Source organism: Bacillus sp. MMSF_3353, assembly GCF_030733445.1.
Lineage (GTDB): Bacteria > Bacillota > Bacilli > Bacillales > Bacillaceae_G > Bacillus_A > Bacillus_A wiedmannii.
Genome location: NZ_JASHJA010000002.1, coordinates 217,041 through 235,399, shown reverse-complemented (window position 1 = coordinate 235,399; position 18,359 = coordinate 217,041). Strand labels below are relative to the sequence as shown.

The 18,359-nt window shown below is 37.8% G+C and carries 17 protein-coding genes and 1 pseudogene; 14 read left to right on the top strand and 4 right to left on the bottom strand.

From position 1 onward, the window contains the following. Positions 1 to 108: 108 nt before the first annotated feature. The 9 genes from secA (at position 109) to RBB48_RS06460 (ending at position 11,830) form a co-directional block, all read left to right on the top strand. Complete coding sequence (gene secA, locus RBB48_RS06500) at positions 109 to 2,616, top strand: preprotein translocase subunit SecA (protein ID WP_048542521.1); 2,508 nt, start codon at positions 109 to 111, stop codon at positions 2,614 to 2,616. A gap of 144 nt (positions 2,617 to 2,760) precedes the next feature. Continuing rightward, a protein-coding gene (gene prfB, locus RBB48_RS06495) for a peptide chain release factor 2 (protein ID WP_096001656.1) occupies positions 2,761 to 3,859 on the top strand; the annotation gives its coding sequence in 2 pieces (ribosomal slippage) (positions 2,761 to 2,832 and positions 2,834 to 3,859; 1,098 coding nt in all). Between the two features lie 438 nt (positions 3,860 to 4,297). Next, positions 4,298 to 4,621, top strand: coding sequence for a cytochrome c551 (gene cccB / locus RBB48_RS06490; protein WP_000727965.1), 324 nt, complete (start codon positions 4,298 to 4,300; stop codon positions 4,619 to 4,621). Positions 4,622 to 4,940: 319 nt separating this feature from the next. After that, entirely contained in the window at positions 4,941 to 5,627 is a 687-nt protein-coding gene (ftsE, locus tag RBB48_RS06485) for a cell division ATP-binding protein FtsE (RefSeq protein ID WP_000594325.1), read from the top strand. Then, on the top strand, positions 5,617 to 6,510 hold the full coding sequence (ftsX, locus tag RBB48_RS06480) for a permease-like cell division protein FtsX (protein WP_087983949.1): 894 nt from the start codon (positions 5,617 to 5,619) through the stop codon (positions 6,508 to 6,510). The genes ftsE and ftsX overlap by 11 nt, the downstream gene beginning before the upstream one ends. A gap of 118 nt (positions 6,511 to 6,628) precedes the next feature. Next, on the top strand, positions 6,629 to 8,065 hold the full coding sequence (locus tag RBB48_RS06475) for a S41 family peptidase (RefSeq protein ID WP_000830301.1): 1,437 nt from the start codon (positions 6,629 to 6,631) through the stop codon (positions 8,063 to 8,065). Positions 8,066 to 8,307: 242 nt separating this feature from the next. Further along, positions 8,308 to 9,510 (top strand): PDZ domain-containing protein, encoded by a 1,203-nt coding sequence (locus RBB48_RS06470; RefSeq protein ID WP_306007466.1) that lies wholly within the window; start codon positions 8,308 to 8,310, stop codon positions 9,508 to 9,510. 227 nt (positions 9,511 to 9,737) lie between these two features. Further along, positions 9,738 to 11,453: an ABC transporter ATP-binding protein gene (locus RBB48_RS06465; protein WP_088064796.1), complete on the top strand. Its 1,716-nt coding sequence runs from the start codon at positions 9,738 to 9,740 to the stop codon at positions 11,451 to 11,453. A gap of 65 nt (positions 11,454 to 11,518) precedes the next feature. Continuing rightward, positions 11,519 to 11,830, top strand: coding sequence for a heavy metal-binding domain-containing protein (locus tag RBB48_RS06460; RefSeq protein ID WP_000637523.1), 312 nt, complete (start codon positions 11,519 to 11,521; stop codon positions 11,828 to 11,830). A 115-nt stretch (positions 11,831 to 11,945) separates the two neighbouring features. Here the strand turns inward: RBB48_RS06460 and abc-f are convergent, their stop codons facing one another. From abc-f to RBB48_RS06440, 4 genes are all read right to left on the bottom strand, one after another. Continuing rightward, positions 11,946 to 13,580 (bottom strand): ribosomal protection-like ABC-F family protein, encoded by a 1,635-nt coding sequence (gene abc-f, locus RBB48_RS06455; protein WP_088064795.1) that lies wholly within the window; start codon positions 13,578 to 13,580, stop codon positions 11,946 to 11,948. Between the two features lie 273 nt (positions 13,581 to 13,853). Further along, positions 13,854 to 14,393: a flavodoxin family protein gene (locus RBB48_RS06450; protein ID WP_088064794.1), complete on the bottom strand. Its 540-nt coding sequence runs from the start codon at positions 14,391 to 14,393 to the stop codon at positions 13,854 to 13,856. Between the two features lie 4 nt (positions 14,394 to 14,397). After that, positions 14,398 to 14,766, bottom strand: coding sequence for a MerR family transcriptional regulator (locus RBB48_RS06445; protein ID WP_046955576.1), 369 nt, complete (start codon positions 14,764 to 14,766; stop codon positions 14,398 to 14,400). Positions 14,767 to 14,817: 51 nt separating this feature from the next. Continuing rightward, positions 14,818 to 15,711: a LysR family transcriptional regulator gene (locus tag RBB48_RS06440; RefSeq protein ID WP_087983943.1), complete on the bottom strand. Its 894-nt coding sequence runs from the start codon at positions 15,709 to 15,711 to the stop codon at positions 14,818 to 14,820. Positions 15,712 to 15,862: 151 nt separating this feature from the next. Here RBB48_RS06440 and RBB48_RS06435 point away from each other — a divergent pair, with 151 nt between their 5' ends. The 5 genes and pseudogenes from RBB48_RS06435 to RBB48_RS06415 all read left to right on the top strand — a co-directional run bounded on the left by RBB48_RS06435 (position 15,863) and on the right by RBB48_RS06415 (position 18,348). After that, positions 15,863 to 16,885, top strand: coding sequence for a YeiH family protein (locus tag RBB48_RS06435; RefSeq protein WP_141522828.1), 1,023 nt, complete (start codon positions 15,863 to 15,865; stop codon positions 16,883 to 16,885). Between the two features lie 234 nt (positions 16,886 to 17,119). Then, positions 17,120 to 17,317, top strand: coding sequence for a helix-turn-helix transcriptional regulator (locus RBB48_RS06430; protein WP_000538359.1), 198 nt, complete (start codon positions 17,120 to 17,122; stop codon positions 17,315 to 17,317). A gap of 11 nt (positions 17,318 to 17,328) precedes the next feature. Beyond that, positions 17,329 to 17,718 (top strand): hypothetical protein, encoded by a 390-nt coding sequence (locus RBB48_RS06425; protein ID WP_087983941.1) that lies wholly within the window; start codon positions 17,329 to 17,331, stop codon positions 17,716 to 17,718. A gap of 18 nt (positions 17,719 to 17,736) precedes the next feature. After that, the gene (locus tag RBB48_RS06420) at positions 17,737 to 17,958 is read left to right on the top strand and encodes a hypothetical protein (protein WP_088064793.1); all 222 of its coding nucleotides are present in this window, start codon (positions 17,737 to 17,739) and stop codon (positions 17,956 to 17,958) included. A gap of 59 nt (positions 17,959 to 18,017) precedes the next feature. Next, a pseudogene (locus RBB48_RS06415) lies at positions 18,018 to 18,348 on the top strand (ATPase). Positions 18,349 to 18,359 lie beyond the last annotated feature (11 nt).

The following is an 18,359-nucleotide window of genomic DNA, read 5'->3' as shown; positions in this document are numbered from 1 at the left end:
AGAAAAATTGGTATAACATACATTTGATTTTTATAACGACTGATTGTAATAGAAAAAGAAAAAACAATCGGAAGTTTTATTTTAATAAAAAAGAGGAGCGTATTTCCTATGATCGGTATTTTAAAAAAGGTATTTGATGTAAATCAACGCCAAATTAAACGTATGCAGAAGACAGTTGAGCAAATTGATGCATTAGAATCATCTATTAAGCCACTAACAGATGAACAATTAAAAGGAAAGACGCTTGAATTTAAAGAACGTCTAACAAAAGGTGAGACAGTAGATGATCTACTTCCTGAAGCTTTTGCAGTTGTTCGCGAAGCTGCGACTCGTGTTCTTGGAATGCGTCCGTATGGCGTGCAGTTAATGGGTGGTATTGCCTTACATGAAGGGAATATCTCTGAGATGAAAACGGGTGAAGGTAAAACATTAACATCTACATTACCTGTATATTTAAATGCTTTAACAGGAAAAGGTGTTCACGTTGTTACAGTCAATGAATACTTAGCACAACGTGATGCGAGCGAAATGGGACAACTTCATGAGTTCCTAGGCTTAACAGTAGGAATTAACTTAAACAGCATGTCACGCGAAGAGAAACAAGAGGCTTATGCTGCTGATATTACGTATAGCACAAATAATGAGCTTGGATTCGATTACTTACGTGACAACATGGTTTTATATAGAGAACAGTGCGTTCAGCGTCCACTTCATTTTGCTATTATCGATGAAGTCGATTCTATTTTAGTCGATGAAGCACGTACGCCGCTTATTATTTCGGGACAAGCTCAAAAATCAACAGAGCTATACATGTTTGCAAATGCATTCGTTCGTACATTAGAAAATGAAAAAGAGTATTCATTTGATGTGAAAACGAAAAATGTAATGTTAACTGAAGATGGTATTACGAAAGCAGAGAAAGCTTTCCATATTGAAAACTTATTCGATTTAAAACATGTCGCACTTCTTCACCATATTAATCAGGCGCTTCGTGCACACGTTGTTATGCATCTTGATACAGATTATGTTGTACAAGAAGGCGAAATCGTAATTGTAGACCAATTCACTGGTCGTCTTATGAAAGGTCGTCGTTATAGCGAAGGTTTGCACCAAGCTATTGAAGCAAAAGAAGGCGTAGAAATTCAAAATGAAAGTATGACACTCGCAACAATTACGTTCCAGAACTATTTCCGTATGTATGAAAAGTTATCTGGTATGACTGGTACAGCGAAAACGGAAGAAGAAGAATTCCGTAGTATTTACAATATGAATGTTATCGTAATTCCAACGAACAAAGATATTATTCGTGATGACCGTGCTGATTTAATCTTCAAATCAATGGAAGGCAAATTCAATGCAGTTGTTGAGGATATTGTAAATCGTCATAAACAAGGGCAACCTATTCTTGTCGGTACAGTTGCAATTGAAACATCAGAGCTTATTTCAAAAATGTTAACACGTAAAGGTGTACGCCATAACATTTTAAACGCGAAAAACCATGCGCGTGAAGCAGATATCATTGCAGAAGCTGGTATGAAAGGTGCTGTAACGATTGCGACGAATATGGCTGGTCGTGGTACGGATATTAAGCTTGGAGACGATATTAAAAACGTTGGTCTAGCAGTTATCGGTACAGAGCGTCACGAAAGCCGTCGTATTGATAATCAGTTACGTGGTCGTGCTGGTCGTCAAGGGGACCCTGGTGTAACGCAGTTCTACTTGTCTATGGAAGATGAACTAATGCGCCGATTCGGTTCTGACAATATGAAAGCGATGATGGATCGTCTTGGTATGGATGATTCACAGCCGATTGAAAGTAAAATGGTTTCTCGTGCGGTAGAATCTGCACAAAAACGTGTAGAAGGAAATAACTATGATGCACGTAAGCAGTTACTGCAGTACGATGATGTACTTCGTCAGCAACGTGAAGTTATTTACAAACAGCGTCAAGAAGTAATGGATTCTGAGAATTTACGCAGTATTATTGAAGGTATGATGAAATCTACAGTAGAACGTGCTGTTGCGCTTCATACACAAGAGGAAATTGAAGAAGATTGGAACATTAAAGGTCTTGTTGACTACTTAAATGCCAACCTTCTGCAAGAAGGCGATATAAAAGAAGAAGAGTTACGTCGTCTTGCTCCAGAGGAAATGAGCGAGCCAATTATCGCGAAATTAATAGAGCGTTACAACGACAAAGAAAAGCTTCTGCCAGAAGAGCAAATGCGTGAGTTCGAAAAAGTTGTTGTATTCCGTGTAGTAGATACGAAATGGACAGAGCATATTGATGCGATGGATCACCTTCGTGAAGGTATTCATTTACGTGCTTACGGTCAAATTGATCCACTTCGTGAGTATCAAATGGAAGGATTCGCAATGTTCGAGTCAATGATTGCTTCTATTGAAGAGGAAATTTCTCGTTACATTATGAAAGCTGAAATTGAACAAAACTTAGAGCGTCAAGAAGTTGTTCAAGGTGAAGCTGTTCATCCATCTAGCGATGGCGAAGAAGCGAAGAAAAAACCAGTTGTAAAAGGTGACCAAGTAGGCCGCAACGATTTATGTAAATGTGGTAGCGGTAAAAAATATAAAAACTGCTGTGGTATCGGGAAGTAATACAGGGCGGTAGCCCAGATTGCTTTGCAAAATTTTACATCAAAAATGTATAATTAAGAAAGTTTAAACTCTCTCCGTCATAAGTGGAGAGAGTTTCCCTTGTTCTCATAAGAAAGTAACAGCAATTACATAGAGGTGAAGGAAATGGAATTAGTAGAAATTAGACAAGAATTAGAGAAAATGGCTAAGAGATTAGCGGCTTTTAGGGGGTCTCTTTGACCTTCCTACTAAGGAGAAACAAATTGCAGAGTTAGAAGAGACAATGATGGGTGCAGGATTTTGGGATGACCAACAAGGCGCACAAGCTGTAATTAACGAAGCTAATGCACTGAAAGAGATGGTTGGAAAGTTCCGTCAGTTAGATGAGACCTTCGAAAATTTAGAAATCACGCATGAGCTTTTAAAAGAAGAGTATGATGAAGATTTACATGAGGAGCTTGAATCAGAAGTGAAAGGCTTAATTCAAGAAATGAATGAGTATGAGCTTCAGCTACTACTAAGCGATCCTTATGATAAAAATAACGCTATTTTAGAATTACACCCAGGTGCTGGTGGAACAGAGTCACAAGACTGGGGTTCTATGTTATTACGTATGTACACACGTTGGGCTGAAAAACGTGGGTTTAAAGTAGAAACGGTTGACTACTTACCAGGTGATGAAGCTGGTATTAAGAGTGTTACTTTATTAATTAAAGGTCATAACGCTTACGGTTATTTAAAGGCAGAGAAAGGTGTACATCGTCTTGTACGTATCTCGCCATTCGATTCTTCAGGCCGTCGTCATACATCGTTCGTATCTTGTGAAGTCGTACCTGAGTTCAATGATGAAGTTGAAATCGAAATACGTTCAGAAGACTTAAAAGTTGATACGTACCGTGCAAGTGGTGCAGGTGGACAGCATATTAATACGACAGACTCAGCAGTTCGTATTACACATACACCAACAAACACAGTTGTAACATGTCAGTCAGAGCGTTCACAAATTAAAAACCGTGAGCACGCGATGAAAATGTTAAAAGCGAAATTATACCAAAAGAAATTAGAAGAGCAACAAGCGGAGTTAGATGAAATTCGCGGTGAACAAAAAGAAATCGGATGGGGTAGCCAAATTCGTTCTTACGTATTCCACCCGTATTCTCTTGTGAAAGACCACCGTACAAATACAGAGGTTGGTAACGTGCAAGCAGTTATGGATGGAGAAATTGATCCATTTATTGATGCTTACTTACGTTCTCGCATCTAATAAGCGAAAAAAAGCCAACAAAGTTGTCGGCGTATGCTGAGGATAATCGAGGATATAAAGAATTTGATTTTATTTCTATAGATGAAGTAAAGAGGAAGAGAAGTTGGAAACGACAACTTCTCTTTTTGATGAGATTATATGTAGCATACAATGTTGTATATTGTATTGTAAAAAGTAGAGAATAGTAAAACAGAGCGGCAATAGAGTAAGACTTGAACAGAACTTTTCTGATTTTCTGTTCAACAAGAATTCTTTATAGAAGTTTTTATGTTGTTCACAGAATTGAAACAACTTATGAAAGCTTTATATTATCAGGGTTTTTACTGTATTTTTGAAAAATATGAAATATACCTTAGTTTTTCTATATAAAGATAATGCTTATAATGAAAATGAGTGTGTTAGGAATGAAAAGAATATCAACAATGGGGAGCGATAGAAGTGAAAAAGAAATTGTTGGCTATTGCGTTAGGAACATCAGTCGTTTTTGCTTTAGGAGCATGTGGAAATAAAGAAGAGAGTAAGCCTTCGAAACAATCTGCAAGCACAGATAGCGCAGAGCAAATTTACCAAAAAAGTTGTATAGGCTGTCACGCGAAAGATTTATCGGGAGCAACTGGACCGGATTTACGAAAAGTGGGACAGAAATATGATGCAGCAGAGATTGAAAAGATTATTGAAAAAGGTCGCGGTTCCATGTCACCAGGAATTATTCAAGGTGAGGATGCGAAAAAAGTAGCTGAGTGGTTAGCTGAACATAAATAAAAAGGGTGAACTGGACGGGTTGGTTATATAATCTTATCCCAAAATGATTTTGGGTAAGAACTATGACGACTCGTTTCCTTTTTTTTTGATGTAACATAACTGTAACAAAAATGTATCCGAACTGGAAACCGTTTGATGTTACAATGAGGTTTGTAGAATTTTGCTGAAATATATTACATAGAGTAGCGCTGCTAATAAAAAGCATGAATGGAAGCTACCTTCAACAAGAGTGGTTAAGCGAGAATAAAAGGTTATCTTTTATTTTCAGATGTACAGAAAAGTATTTCGAAAAAAATCATTAAGTATTGGGTGATAAATAATGATAAAAATGACGAATGTTTATAAGGAGTACCCGAATGGTATGAAAGCCATTGCTGGTCTCACAGTTAACATTAAACAAGGTGAGTTTGTATACGTAGTTGGACCGAGTGGAGCCGGGAAATCTACATTTATTAAAATGATGTATCGTGAAGAGAAGCCATCTACAGGATCAATTAATGTAAATGGACTTGTTATTGAAACATTAGCAGAAAGAGATGTTCCATATTTCCGTCGTCAATTAGGCGTAATTTTCCAAGATTTTAAATTACTACCTAAGTTAACGGTATATGAGAATGTTGCGTTTGCTTTAGAAGTAATTGAAGAAGAAAAAGAAGCCATTCGTGAGCGTGTAACAGAAGTTTTAGGTCTTGTAGGTCTTGAGGATCGTGCAGACGCACTACCAAGTGAACTTTCGGGCGGAGAGCAGCAACGTGTTGCGATTGCGAGAGCAATTGTTAATAGACCGAAGGTTGTAATTGCCGATGAGCCAACAGGTAACTTAGATATTGAAACAGCTCTTGATATTATGAAGATTTTTACGCGTATTAACGAGCGTGGTACAACGATTGTTATGGCGACACATAACTCAGATATCGTAAATACAATTCGTCATCGTGTAATCGCGATTGAAGGCGGAAAAATTGTTCGAGATGAGATTGAGGGAGGATACGGATATGAAGGCTAAGACCCTTAGTCGACATTTGCGAGAAGGTGTAAAGAATCTATCACGTAACGGATGGATGACATTTGCTTCTGTTAGTGCAGTAACAGTTACATTATTACTTGTAGGTGTCTTTTTAACAGCGATAATGAATATGAACCATTTTGCGACGAAAGTAGAGCAAGATGTAGAAATTCGTGTACACATTGATCCAGCAGCAAAAGAAGCTGATCAAAAGAAATTAGAAGATGATATGAGTAAGATTGCAAAAGTAGAATCTATTAAATATTCTTCTAAAGAAGAAGAGCTAAAACGCTTAATTAAAAGCTTAGGTGATAGCGGAAAAACGTTTGAGTTATTTGAACAAGATAACCCACTTAAAAACGTATTCATTGTAAAAGCAAAAGAACCAACAGATACAGCGACAATCGCGAAAAAGATTGAGAAAATGCAGTTTGTAAGTAATGTTCAATACGGTAAAGGTCAAGTTGAAAAATTATTTGATACTGTAAAAACAGGACGTAATATCGGGATTGCGTTAATTGCAGGTCTTTTATTCACAGCGATGTTCTTAATCTCTAATACAATTAAAATTACAATTTATGCTCGTAGTACAGAAATCGAAATTATGAAACTGGTAGGTGCAACAAACTGGTTTATTCGTTGGCCGTTCTTATTAGAGGGATTATTCCTAGGAGTATTAGGATCAATTATTCCAATTGGCTTAATTCTAGCTACGTATAATTCACTACAAAGTGTGTTTAACGAAAAACTTGGCGGAACAATTTTCGAACTTCTACCATACAGTCCTTTCGTATTCCAATTAGCTGGTTTACTAGTGTTAATCGGGGCTTTAATCGGTATGTGGGGAAGTGTAATGTCAATTCGTCGCTTCTTAAAAGTATAAAAAGTTGCAAACATAATTCGTACAAGCTTATCATATAGTAGAAATAGGTAAAGGCATCACACACTGTGTGATGCCTTTTGCTACACCACCTGTGTGTTTTGGAAAGGGGAATTCCGCATTGAAACGTAGAGTTGCAATTATTGGAATGGTTGTTGCATTTTTAATTGGTGCTGGCGGAATGTTTGCAGGTATGTCTTTATTTGGGGTTAACCCAGCAGAAGTAACGCAAACAATTTCGAGTGGAAACGCTAGCACCTCACAAGGGAATTTGGCAAAAATTAATGAGGCGTATGCACTAATTGATTCACGTTATGTGGAAGACGTGAAGGATGACAAGTTAGTCGAAGGTGCAATACAAGGCATGTTGTCTACGCTGAAGGACCCTTATTCCACGTATATGGATAAAGAAACGGCTAAACAGTTTAGTGAATCACTTGATCCTGAGCTAGAGGGGATCGGGGCTGAGGTGAACAAAACGGACGGTAAGCTCATTATCGTATCTCCAATTAAAGGCTCACCGGCAGAAAAGATTGGAATTAAACCGAATGACCAAATTTTATCTGTAGATGGAAATAGTGTGAAAGATTTATCACGTGAAGAAGCAGTATTAAAGATTCGTGGTAAAAAAGGAACGACTGTCGCGATTGAAATTAAGCGTGCAGGAGTAGCTGATCCGATTGTATTTAAAATTAAGCGTGAAAAAATTCCAATCTTCACGGTGTTTAGTTCTGTGAAACAAGAGAGCGGAAAAGATATCGGTTATATGCAAATCACTTCTTTTGCTGAAAATACAGCGAAAGAATTTAAGGATCAGTTAAAAGAGTTAGAGAAGAAAAACATAAAAGGCTTAGTTATTGACGTGCGTGGTAATCCTGGTGGCTACTTAAATAGTGTAGAAGAGATACTAGGGGAAATTATGACGGATAAAAAGCCGATGCTACAAGTAGAGCAACGAAATGGTGAGAAAAAGAAATTCTCTACGGAACTGAAAGAGAAAAAGCCATATCCAATTTCAGTATTAATTGATAACGGAAGTGCTTCTGCTTCAGAGATTTTAGCGGGTGCGCTAAAAGAGGGAGAAGGATACGATTTAATTGGTGAAAAAACGTTTGGTAAAGGTACTGTTCAGCAAGCCGTTCCATTTAAAGATGGCAGCAACATTAAATTAACGATGTTTAAATGGTTAACACCGGATGGAAACTGGATTCATAAAAAAGGAATCGCGCCAACAGTAGAAGTGAAGCAACCAGATTATTATCATGCGACACCAATTCAAATTGAAAAGACACTTTCATACAATTCAAATGATGTGCAAGTAAAACACGCGCAAGAAATGCTTAAGAGTTTAGGATATGTACCAGGGCGTGAAGATGGATACTTTAGTAAAGAGACAGAATCAGCGCTGAAAGCATTCCAAAATGCGAATGAGATGGAAGCGACGGGACAGCTTGATAAAAAGACAGCTGAGGCGATTCAAACTAAAATTATTGAAAAAATCCGTTCTGGAGAAAATGATCTACAATTACAGTCCGCATTAAAATTAATAGTGAAATAAAGTGAAACTTTAATCAGTGGGGGTTTTCTTCATCCCCACTAATTATTAGTTGAACCAATCGGACTTTTATGGGCAGTGGATCCCCCACCTAAATTCTTTGCTTTCGCTGAATTTTGAGGTGGGGGTCTTACTGCCCATTAAAGCGAAATAAAAAGAAATACAGGCAGTTTGCTGCCTGTATTTTTTTGTGTTAAACAAACGTTTGTCCAGTTATGATAATATAAAAAGAAAGAATGATATAAATGGTGGTGAATGAGTTCGTGGAGGCATGGATTTTTGAAATAATGCGGGCAGTTGGACGTTTTTTCTTACACCCTGCTGTCTATGTATTTTTAATAAGTAGTATCTTCGTTGGATACTTACGTATGTTACGAGAACGAAAGGATTTTTCCTTTAAAGTTTATGATATTTGGTTTGAACTGCGAACATCTCTATTTGCGGGAGTTGGATACGGATTAATCGTATCTATTCTTACAATTGGACTTGGCCTTGTCGTTTCCAAAGCGAGCTTATGGGTCATCTTACTTTGGACGTTATTATTTGGATTAACTGCTATGTATCGATATTTATCAGCAGCTTATACATTTAGTATCGCAATTGTATGCGTTCTAGTATCTTCTAAGCTACCAGTTTCCTTCTTACAGCTTGGAGAAGGGGAAGAGAGTACGATTGTATCTCTTGCTATTTTACTAGGTGTCATGCTCGTTGTAGAGGGCTTGTTGATTTCTAAAAATGCAGTAGGATATTCTACGCCGAGGATTAGGAAGGGTAAGCGTGGGCTAAAGATTGGTTTACACGAATCAAAGCGTTTATGGATCGTTCCTATTTTTATTCTTGTACCAGGTGATGCAGTAACGCAGTTTATTTCATGGTGGCCTGTCGTTTCAATCGGTTCACATACCTATTCTCTATTCCTCGTTCCATTTTTAATTGGATTTATGAGAAAGATTAGAAGTTATGAGCCAACGGAAGCTTTATTATTTACAGGAAGGCGTGTCTACGGATTAGCAGGAATTGTACTTGTTTTAGGAATCGCAAGTTATTGGTGGCACGTACTTGCCATTATCGCAATGGGAGTCGCAATGCTTGGGCGTTTCACAATTTCCATGCAAGAAAAAATTGCCGATGAGACGAGACCGGCGTATTTCGCTGCACGTAATGATGGACTTGTTGTATTAGATACAATCCCGAATACAATTGGGGCGGAGCTGAATTTACTGCCTGGAGAAGTGATTACGAAAGTAAATGGAGTCATTCCAAGAAGCGCTGAGGAATTTTATGATGCGCTTCAAACGAAGACGACAGGAGCATTTTGTAAATTAGAAGTATTAGATACAAATGGAGAGCTTCGCCTTGCCCAAACGGCATTATACGCCGGAGGACATCACGAATTAGGAATTGTGTTTGTTCAGCAGGAGCATGAGTGGGATTCGGAAGCGATGTAATAGAGGAAAGGGTATCACCTTGTGGTGATACCCTTTTTGGTTGTGGGGGCGGGATTAGTAGTAAATGAAATTTATATCGGTGATTATTCAAATATATCGAATTTATGGAAAAAACGACAACCATCGCAAACATTCTTTTTAGTTTCATAGACGGATAACTTGAATAATTATTTGATAATGGTTATCATTTAGTGAGTCTTTTTAATTTTGGAAAATGGAGGTAAGATATGCTACGTAAATTTTTTTCTTACTATAAACCGTATAAAGGTTTATTTATACTCGACTTTTCTTGCGCAGTTGTCGCAGGGTTACTAGAACTTGGCTTCCCGCTTATCGTAAATCAATTTATTGATAAGTTATTGCCAGGACAAAACTGGACGCTTATTTTATGGGCTTGTTTCGGTTTACTTGCAGTGTATATATTAAATGCAGGCTTACAATATGTCGTTACATATTGGGGACATATGCTTGGTGTTAACATTGAAACGGATATGAGACAGAAATTATTTGATCACATTCAAAAGCTATCATTCAGATTTTTTGACAATAATAAAACAGGTCATTTAATTTCACGTCTTACAAACGACTTAATGGAAATTGGGGAAATTGCTCACCATGGGCCAGAAGATTTATTTATCGCTGTTATGACTTTAGTTGGGGCATTCTCATTTATGATGATGATCAACTGGAAGTTAGCGTTATTAACGTTCTTCGTTATTCCATTCCTATTGTGGTTGGCACTTTACTTCAATAAAAAAATGACAGGTACGTTTAGACGTTTATTCTCAGACGTTGCTGATTTCAATGCATGTATTGAGAACAACGTTGGCGGTATCCGTGTTGTACAAGCATTCGGAAATGAAAAGTTTGAGAAAGAGCAATTTGCTGTAAACAATGCTCGTTTCCGTACAACGAAATTAATGGCGTATAAAATTATGGCGTTAAATTCATCGATTAGTTATATGCTCATGCGTCTCGTAACGCTCTTCGTCTTAATATGCGGTACATGGTTTGTTCTGCAAGGTGAATTAACGTACGGTGGATTTATCGGATTCGTTCTATTAACGAATATTTTCTTCCGCCCAATTGAAAAAATTAATGCGGTAATCGAAAGCTATCCGAAAGGGATCGCTGGTTTTAAGAGATATGTAGAGCTTCTTGAAACAGAGCCAGATATTGTAGACTCTAAAGATGCGATGGAAGTTAAACATGTACATGGTGATATTCAATATAGCAACATTACATTCGGATATGAAAATAAAGAACCGATTTTAAATGATATTAATTTGAAAATACATGCAGGTGAAACAGTTGCTTTCGTAGGACCATCAGGAGCTGGAAAAACGACGTTATGTAGTCTATTACCACGTTTTTATGAACAATCGTCTGGATCGATTCAAATTGATGGTATTGATACGAAAGATATGACGTTATCTTCACTTCGTAAGCAAATTGGAATTGTGCAGCAAGATGTGTTCTTATTCTCAGGAACAATTCGTGAAAATATCGCTTACGGAAACTTAAAGGCGTCAGAAGCTGAAATTTGGCAGGCAGTAAAACGTGCGCAGTTAGAAGACTTAATTTACTCACAACCAGACGGTTTAGATACCGTTATCGGTGAGCGTGGGGTGAAACTTTCTGGTGGACAGAAGCAGCGTCTAGCGATTGCTCGTATGTTCTTGAAAAACCCGCCAATTTTAATATTAGATGAAGCGACTTCCGCATTAGATACAGAGACGGAACTGGCGATTCAAAAATCACTTGCTGAACTATCTGTGGGCCGTACAACATTAGTTATTGCTCACAGACTTGCAACGATTAAAAATGCAGATCGTATCGTCGTTGTAAATAAAGATGGTATTGCAGAACAAGGTTCACATGATGAATTAATTGAACAAGGCGGAGGATACAGCAGGTTATACGAAGCACAGTTCAGTTCGTAAATATAATTTCTGCTGAATTAGTGCACCATAAGTAAGTGAAAATCTTATATGGGAGGCTATGAAGCATGATTGTAACAACAACGTCTACAATTCAAGGAAAAGAAATTATTGAGTATATCGATATCGTCAATGGAGAAGCGATTATGGGCGCGAATATCGTTCGTGACCTTTTCGCCTCTGTCCGTGACGTTGTCGGCGGTCGTGCGGGCGCTTATGAAAGTAAATTAAAAGAAGCGCGCGACATTGCAATGGAAGAGATGAAAACTTTCGCAAGACAAAAAAATGCGAATGCAATTGTTGGTATCGACGTGGATTACGAAGTAGTTCGCGAAGGAATGCTAATGGTTGCAGTGAGCGGAACTGCTGTCCGTATTTAAAGTGAAAAAGCCGTGCTGATGCACGGCTTTTTCACTTTTATTAATGCTATTCTATGTCGAAGTTCCAATATTTCTTGGGAAATGCGGAAGGCCCTGTCGATATATAGGGAAGACATTAGAGCGCTTCTTTACATTTCTGGATTTGAACTAATAATGTTTCGTATTCTTGTTCGAGAGATGGGATATCATCGTGATGATTTGGCATGGAAATTCGGCCGATAATTTCTGTTAATTTTGTTTGTAATCGTAATAATTCTTGTTCAGTTACGTTTACAGAATCCCCGGTGGTTCTTTTTGTGTATTGCTCGTAATTACCGTGGAATATTCTTGGTTCACTCTCATCTACTTGTAGAATATGGTCTGCAACAGAGCGAATAAAGGCACGGTCATGGCTAATGAAAAGTATTGTGCCAGGATATTCTTGTAACATGATTTCTAATTCTTCTTGCGTCGCTAAGTCTAAATAGTTTGTCGGTTCATCGAGCAGAAGCATATTATAGTTTCCTAAAAATACTTTTGCGAGTGCGACCTTCATTCGTTCGCCGCCACTTAAGACATGTACAGGTTTATGAACATCTTCACGGCGGAATAAAAGCCGTGCGAGTATTGTTCGAACGAATGCTTCTGTATAGTTGGTTTCTTCTAGAACGTTCTCTAAAATGGTTTTATCTGTTTTTAAAATTGATAGTGTTTGTTCAAAGTATCCAATTTTACAACTTTTCGAAAGCTGAATGCCACGCTCGTTTGCGAGAAGCATGTTGAACAAAGTTGTTTTGCCGCTTCCGTTTGCACCTAAAATAGCAAGTTTTGCACCAGGGGCAATGGTTCCATTCATATTTTTAAATAGTGTGCGGTCGCCTATTTTCTTTGTTGCTTTATTGAACTGTACTGCCACTTTACTATGAATGGGTGTATGGTATTGCACGTCAAACTGAGTCTGAGAAAGTTCCTTTGGCTTTTCTTTCTTTTCTAGTTTTTCGAGACGTGTTTCTAATGCTTTCGCTGCTTTGCTAACCTGTTCTTGGCCATGAGCCCCGCTTAACTTATAAAGTTTAGATTCAGATGAACTGAATCGAGTTGGGATTTTTGTCATATTAGAAGCACGTTGCTTTTTTTGTGAAATTGATTGCTCTAAACGATTTTTTTCTTGTATATATTGATCATATTCTGCTTGTTTTTGTGTTCGTTCACGTTCTTTTTGCTTTCGATAGTTGGAATAGTTTCCTTTATACTCTTGAATCGTCCCGTCTTCAATTTCAATAATTTTTGTACATATATTATCTAGAAATTCACGATCATGCGATATTAAAACAAGTGACCCTTTATAAGATAAAAGTGCCTTTTCTAATTGCTCTGTACCAACCATATCTAAGTGGCTTGTTGGTTCATCAGCAAATAAAATTCCTGCATCTTGTTCGAGAGCATGAGCAATCTTTAGCCGCATTCGTTCACCACCGCTCATTGCATCTGTAACGTTTGAAATACTCCATTTTCCTTTTGCGAGAGCAGAAGTGGTTTCCGGTAGTTCCTCGCTAAGTTGAGGAATGATGCTGATAGAACTATGATGAGTTACTATGCCTTTGTCAGCTTCTATTTCTTTACTTAATATTTGTAATAACGTAGATTTACCAGCTCCGTTGACTCCGACAATTCCTATGCGATCCTGTGCTTGAATTTCCAGTGACGGTAACGTAAATAGTGTGCGATCACCAAAGCTCTTTTCAATATTGCGTGCGAATAAAATAGTCATAAAAAACCCTCCCTAGTTTCACTAGAGAGGATAAACGTCGCCCTTGCATGTAAAAAATCGTACATAAATAAACGATTTTTTTACATGATCGTTTCGAAAGAAAGTATCGACAAATGGACAGACTAATCCCCTGCTAGTTTTCATCATTTTTTGTTCACTATTTGTGATGGATGAAATAAATAAGAGAATTAGAACTTCATTGGTCAAAGTACCTTCCTTTCATAATGTTACTTTTATTGTATGCGCATACAAAATGGTTTGTCAAACTTATTTCTATTTACTATTTTTGAACTTATTATTATACAATTGTACTTTTGCTAGAGCCTCAGCATCATTTTTGATTTCATCCAATCCATTCGCATCCCCAATAACATACCCTTCAAATGATGAACCAACAAAATCAAAGATATATTGGAACTGAGCAATAAGCGGTAATGCTTTCAGCTTTGGATTGTCTCCGCCAACGATGACAACGTACATTTTTTTACCTTTCATTTTTTCTTTGAAATGAAGAGATGTATCACGCAAGCTTTGTGACCAGCGATCGACGAAGTTTTTCATATGACCGCTCATTCCATACCAGTATAGCGGTGTAGCAAAGATAATTGTGTCGTGCTCTAACATACGCTCGATTAACTGCTCGTAGTCATCATTTACAGGTTGGAATCCTTCTGCATCATGGCGCTGATCTATGATTGGGTGGACGATATGATCACGCAAGTAAATTTGTTCTGTTTCAATTCCATCAATCACCATATGTGTTAAAGCTTCTGTATTTCCGTTTTGTCTTGAACTGCCATGTATAACAAACATGTAATCATCCCTTTTCTTTTGTTTGCTTTAGGAGTGAAACGTGTTTTTGCAAATTCGTTTGAATGCTAGAAAGTAATGAGATTTGCTTCGTTACTTCATTAAGTTTATCTTCATAAAGCGTAAGGATACTGCTGCAAGGATTTTCGTACAGGTGCGGCTCTATTTCGAGGCAGCGCAGCATCCTTGCCGTCTCTTCTAAATTTAAGCCAATTTGTAAGTACATTTGAATAAGCTCCACTTTTTCGATGGCACTTTCATCAAAGTCACGGTAGCCATTTGCGAGGCGCTTAGAAGGGAGTAATCCCTTTTCTTCATAATGTCTTAGTGATCTTTCGCTAACCCCGGTTTCTTTTGATAACTCTCCAATTCGCAATGTGTTTCACCCCTTGTACATGTATTGTAAACCTTCACACTAATGTGAAGGTCAATGCTGTTTTTTCGCAAAAGAGTCTACATAATTTAAAAACACCTGAATAGCTTTAGACGGGATGAAGTATTTGCCGCGCACGATGGAGAATGGACGGATGAGTTGTTCATTTGGAACTTCGACGTGGAATAGCTCTTTTGCCAGTAACTCTTTCCGTACAGTCCAATCAGAAAGTATAGCGATGCCAAGCCCGGCACTAACTGCTTCTTTCACGCTTTGGATACTACTGAATGTAAAGAAGCGCTTCAATTTTAAATGGTGTTGATGAATAAAGCGGTCACTATAAGCGCGTGTTCCAGAACCACTTTCTCTTAATACCCATACTTGATCTTGGAGTGTGCTTTCATTTATTTCATTTGTGCGGAGCAGTGGATGATTTGGCGGGACGACGAGCTTCATTTCATCTTGCATAAACGTTTCAACGTCCACGTCGGCGTATACGACTTGCCCTTCGACTAAGCCGATATCGATTTGATTAGAGCGAAGGCTTTGCAAAACGTCTTCTGTATTTGAGATAAAGGTATGAACTTCAACGTGTGGATTTTCATTCGCATAGTTAGCCAGTATTTTTGGAAGTAAGTATTCGCCAATTGTGAAACTAGCACCGATGCGAAGAGTTCCTGTTACAACGTTATGTAGCTCGTTAATTTCTTGCTTAGCATCTTCATAAAGAGAGAGCATTTGTTTTGCGTGTATATATAATATGTTTCCAGCTTCCGTCACTTGAACGTGCTTCGGAGAGCGCTGAATAAGTGTAGTGCCAAATTCGTTTTCTAAGTTGCGTATATGCATACTTACGCCAGGCTGTGAAAGGTTTAATAATTCTGCTGCACGGGAGAAATGCTTCTGTTCAACGACAGTAACAAATATTTTTAAAATGTCTACGTTCATGTAATGGGCTCCTTTCTTTTTCTATCATCTTATCATAAGTATTTCTGATGATAGAGATTCAATATTGATATTAAACTTATTATAGAAACTCTCTTATAATATAAGTAGAAAGAACATGCATGTTCCAATACGATTATTGGAGTGGTACAAAGTGGAACAAACACTTGTTATACAAAAGAAGAAGGGCTTTGGATTTTCGCAAGGTATTGGGATTACGTTATTAATCGCAATTGCCGCGAAATATTTAGCAGAGCTTCCATTTTTAAATATTATGGGACAATTAGTAATTGCTATTCTAATTGGGATGGTTTGGCGTGCGGCAATTGGCGTTCCACAAGAAGCGATAGCTGGAACGAACTTTGCGAGTAAGAAGTTGCTGCGCTTTGGGATTATCTTACTTGGAATGCGGTTAAATCTTGTTGATATTGCGAAGGCAGGGCCGAAAGTATTGGTCATCGCTGCCGCTGTTATTACATTTACGATTTTCGTTGTATATGGGCTAACGAAAGTATTTAAGGTAGAAAAGAAACTCGGAATTTTAACAGCGTGCGGAACAGCAATTTGCGGCGCGGCTGCGGTCGTGGCAATTGCACCGCAAGTGAAAGCGAAGGATGAAGAAACGGCAGTTGGGGCAGCAATTATTGCAATTTTAGGTACAATATTTACACTTATTTATACGCTATTATACCCAGTGCTTGGCTTCTCACCGTACGGTTACGGTGTATTCTCAGGTGCGACGCTGCACGAAATCGCTCATGTCATCGCAGCTGCGGCGCCAGGAGGAAGTACGGCTGTAGACATCGCAGTTATCGTGAAATTAACGCGCGTTGCAATGCTTGTGCCAGTAGCGATTTTAATTGGATTATGGTTTGGTAAGAGTGAAGGTAGCGAGGAAAAAAAATCGTGGCGTGACCTTCCAATTCCGTGGTTCATCTTCGGATTTTTAGCGATGAGTGCAGTGCATTCGCTCGGGGTTATACCAGAAGTTGTTGCCGGATACATCGTTGTTCTTGCTTACATGCTTATTGCAATGGCGATGGCGGGGCTTGGTTTAAATGTAGAGTTTAAAACGTTCCGTAAGTTAGGAAGTAAGGCATTCGTGGCGGGGCTGATCGGCTCGGTTTTCCTTTCTATTCTTGGATACGTTCTTGTATATGCATTAGGATTTATGTAGTAGGACGAAGAAGCTGTTCCAAAAGATATTTTTGGACAGCTTTTTTTATGTTTATAGTGCTACGGGTGTCGATATATTAAAAAAATAGCTGATATAAATTTAATTACGCTTGTACTTTGTTAGAGAAGGTGATCAGTGAAACGTTTTTCTAAAATTTGTAAAGATATCTTCACTTATAACTGGAAAATATTTATAATTAAAGTAAAGATATCTTTACTTTCGAAGGTGGAGCCTATGGGTGTGAAAAATAAAATAAAAGAGTTAAGAAAGCAACATCATATAACGCAAGTTGAAATGGCAAAGGCGATGCAGGTGACGCGGCAGACGATTGTGGCGATTGAAAACCATCATTATAACCCGAGTCTAGAGTTATCCCTAAAAATCGCCAAATATTTTGGGGTGAAGGTGGAGGAAATATTTACGCTAGAGTAAGGGGAGAAAAAATGAACGATACTAAAAAGTTATTTATCGGTGCGACTTTTGGATTGTTTTTGGGAGACATTGTAGTTCATAGTATGAATCCGGCTATACCAATTTTACCGCTCGTAGTGAGTAACGTTTTAGCAATTGTATTTTTGATGGTGTATTCGTATTACAAAAAGCGTAAGTACAAAAAAGAAGAACTTCCAGATATAGATGAGCGAGTAAATGAAAATATAAAAAAATATGTAAATGTCTCATTTGTATTCGCGTTTCTATTGCTTATTGTTTATATTGTTGCGAGTAAAGCAATAGGCAGAGCTGTTATACCAGTGCAAGAAATATTTATGATATGTAGTTCCTTATTTGCGGGTAGTCTCATCATAGGAGTCATGATAGGGAAACGAGCATAGCGATAGGAGGAATGAAAAATGCAAGATGAGTTTGAGAGATTTCAGTCAGATAAAGCGTTTAAATATGTAGGGTTATTTTTTACGATTAGTTTAGCGATATGGAGTTTATATAATTTAATTGTTGACGGAAATGCTGGTATGCCATTTGTTTTATTTGTAATAGGGCAGTGGGTGTATTTTCTTGTGAACTATTGGCCGAAGTGGAAATATAGAAATCAAAAAGAGGCTGATCATGTATGAGTAAGTAAGATATTATACGGTTCATAGGAAGTTTGTTTTTAGCGGGTCTTGTTTTAAATATGAGTTTAATGATTTTAAGTATTTCGTGGGGAACAATCTTCATATCGAATGTAGCACTAGTCATTTTATATAAGTATTGCGGAATATAGAGAACAGAAGCGTTTGAAAGAAGAGGGAGTACCGTCGATTGATGAGCGAGTTGTGAATAAGATGAAGTCATATTTTACGATTAGTATTACAAGCTTCGTGTTCTTGTTCATTATGTATCTTTGTTTAAATAAGTATTTAGATAGGCAAGCAGTACATGTAAATGAGTTGTTATATATTGCTATTTTTGGCTTATTAATAAGTAGGGCATCGACGAGTGTGTTAGCAACAAGGAATAGATAGAAAAAGGGGAA